General features: G+C 49.9%; 2 rRNA genes (1 of these 2 running past the window's edge). Both read right to left on the bottom strand.

The features are described 5' to 3' along the window. Nucleotides 1-8 precede the first annotated feature (8 nt). A 5S ribosomal RNA gene (gene rrf, locus AN395_RS12055) occupies nucleotides 9-123 on the bottom strand. Between the two features lie 203 nt (nucleotides 124-326). Next, a 23S ribosomal RNA gene (locus tag AN395_RS12050) occupies nucleotides 327-2,850 on the bottom strand (it continues 363 nt past the right edge of the window).

Raw genomic sequence — 2,850 nt, 5'->3', positions numbered from 1 at the left:
TATTTGGAGCCTGGCAATGTCCTACTTTCACATAGCAAATGCTACACTATCATCGGCGCTGTTTCGTTTCACTACTGAGTTCGGCATGGGGTCAGGTGGGTCCAAAACGCTATGGTTACCAAGCAAATTAGGTGCAAAGGAGTAAGGACAAGCACGTAGTGCTACTTTTTCCTTTGCGCAAGGTGCCTCAATGTTAACGCTACGCGCTAAGAGTCACCTCATAAATTTGGAAAATATCTGATAATATTTTTTAAGTCTAAGTATTTATCTACTCTAGCTATTAACTTCTGTCGCTTGTTTCTGTCACAAAACGCGTTTGGCGTTGTATGGTTAAGCCTCACGGGTAATTAGTACAAGTTAGCTTAATGGCTCACACCACTTCCACATCTTGCCTATCAACGTTGTAGTCTTCAACGGCCCTTCAGAGACTTTAAAAGTCTAGTGAGAAATCATCTCGAGGCCTGCTTCGCGCTTAGATGCTTTCAGCGCTTATCAGTTCCGAACGTAGCTACCGGGCAATGCCATTGGCATGACAACCCGAACACCAGCGGTTCGTTCACTCCGGTCCTCTCGTACTAGGAGCAACCCCTCTCAATTCTCAAACGCCCACGGCAGATAGGGACCGAACTGTCTCACGACGTTCTAAACCCAGCTCGCGTACCACTTTAAATGGCGAACAGCCATACCCTTGGGACCGACTTCAGCCCCAGGATGTGATGAGCCGACATCGAGGTGCCAAACACCGCCGTCGATATGAACTCTTGGGCGGTATCAGCCTGTTATCCCCGGAGTACCTTTTATCCGTTGAGCGATGGCCCTTCCATTCAGAACCACCGGATCACTATGACCTACTTTCGTACCTGCTCGACGTGTCTGTCTCGCAGTTAAGCTGGCTTCTACCATTACACTAACCGTACGATGTCCGACCGTACTTAGCCAACCTTCGTGCTCCTCCGTTACTCTTTGGGAGGAGACCGCCCCAGTCAAACTACCCACCAGGCACTGTCCGTAACCCCGATTCAGGGGCCAACGTTAGAACATCAAAACTACAAGGGTGGTATTTCAAGGACGACTCCACAACAACTAGCGTCGCTGCTTCAAAGTCTCCCACCTATCCTACACATGTAGGTTCAATGTTCAGTGCCAAGCTGTAGTAAAGGTTCACGGGGTCTTTCCGTCTAGCCGCGGGTACACAGCATCTTCACTGCGATTTCAATTTCACTGAGTCTCGGGTGGAGACAGCGTGGCCATGGTTACACCATTCGTGCAGGTCGGAACTTACCCGACAAGGAATTTCGCTACCTTAGGACCGTTATAGTTACGGCCGCCGTTTACCGGGGCTTCGATCAAGAGCTTCGTCCGAAAACTAACCCCATCAATTAACCTTCCGGCACCGGGCAGGTGTCACACCGTATACGTCATCTTGCGATTTTGCACAGTGCTGTGTTTTTAATAAACAGTCCCAGCCACCTGGTCACTGCGGCTCCCGTCCGCTTAGAGAGTAAATCTCATCACAGATAGGAGCGTACCTTCTCCCGAAGTTACGGTACGATTTTGCCTAGTTCCTTCACCCGAGTTCTCTCAAGCGCCTTAGTATTCTCTACCTGACCACCTGTGTCGGTTTGGGGTACGATTCGGTATAATCTGAAGCTTAGAGGCTTTTCCTGGAAGTATGGCATCAGCAACTTCACACCCTTGGGTGCTCGTCTCGTGTCTCAGCCTAACAGCAACCCGGATTTACCTAAGTCACTAGCCTACTCACTTTCACATGGACAACCATCGCCATGCTTGCTTAGCCTTCTCCGTCCCCCCATCGCAATTATACCAAGTACGGAAATATTAATCCGTTTCCCATCGACTACGCCTTTCGGCCTCGCCTTAGGGGTCGACTTACCCTACCCTGATTAACATGGGATAGGAACCCTTGGTCTTCCGGCGTGCGGGTTTTTCACCCGCATTATCGTTACTCATGTCAGCATTCGCACTTCTGATACGTCCAGCATACCTCCCGGTACACCTTCAACCGCTTACAGAACGCTCCCCTACCACTCATCCTAAGATGAATCCGCAGCTTCGGTGCATAGTTTAGCCCCGTTACATCTTCCGCGCAGACCGACTCGACCAGTGAGCTATTACGCTTTCTTTAAAGGATGGCTGCTTCTAAGCCAACCTCCTGGCTGTCTGGGCCTTTCCACATCGTTTCCCACTTAACTATGACTTTGGGACCTTAGCTGGCGGTCTGGGTTGTTTCCCTCTTCACGACGGACGTTAGCACCCGCCGTGTGTCTCCCGGATATTACTTTACGGTATTCGGAGTTTGCAAAGGGTTGGTAAGTCGGGATGACCCCCTAGCCTTAACAGTGCTCTACCCCCGTAAGTATTCGTCCGAGGCTCTACCTAAATAGATTTCGGGGAGAACCAGCTATCTCCCGGTTTGATTAGCCTTTCACTCCTAGCCACAGGTCATCCCCTAACTTTTCAACGTTAGTGGGTTCGGTCCTCCAGTTGATGTTACTCAACCTTCAACCTGCCCATGGCTAGATCACCGGGTTTCGGGTCTATACCTTGCAACTATTCGCCCAGTTAAGACTCGGTTTCCCTACGGCTACCCTAATCGGTTAACCTCGCTACAAAATATAAGTCGCTGACCCATTATACAAAAGGTACGCAGTCACCTAACAAGTAGGCTCCTACTGCTTGTACGTACACGGTTTCAGGTTCTATTTCACTCCCCTCACAGGGGTTCTTTTCGCCTTTCCCTCACGGTACTGGTTCACTATCGGTCAGTTGGGAGTATTTAGCCTTAGATGATGGTCCACCTATATTCAGTCAAAGTTTCACGTGCTCCGA

This window comes from Pseudoalteromonas sp. P1-30, assembly GCF_001400005.1.
In the GTDB taxonomy this organism is placed as follows: Bacteria; Pseudomonadota; Gammaproteobacteria; order Enterobacterales; family Alteromonadaceae; genus Pseudoalteromonas; species Pseudoalteromonas atlantica.
This window is presented reverse-complemented; position numbering and strand designations above follow the sequence as displayed.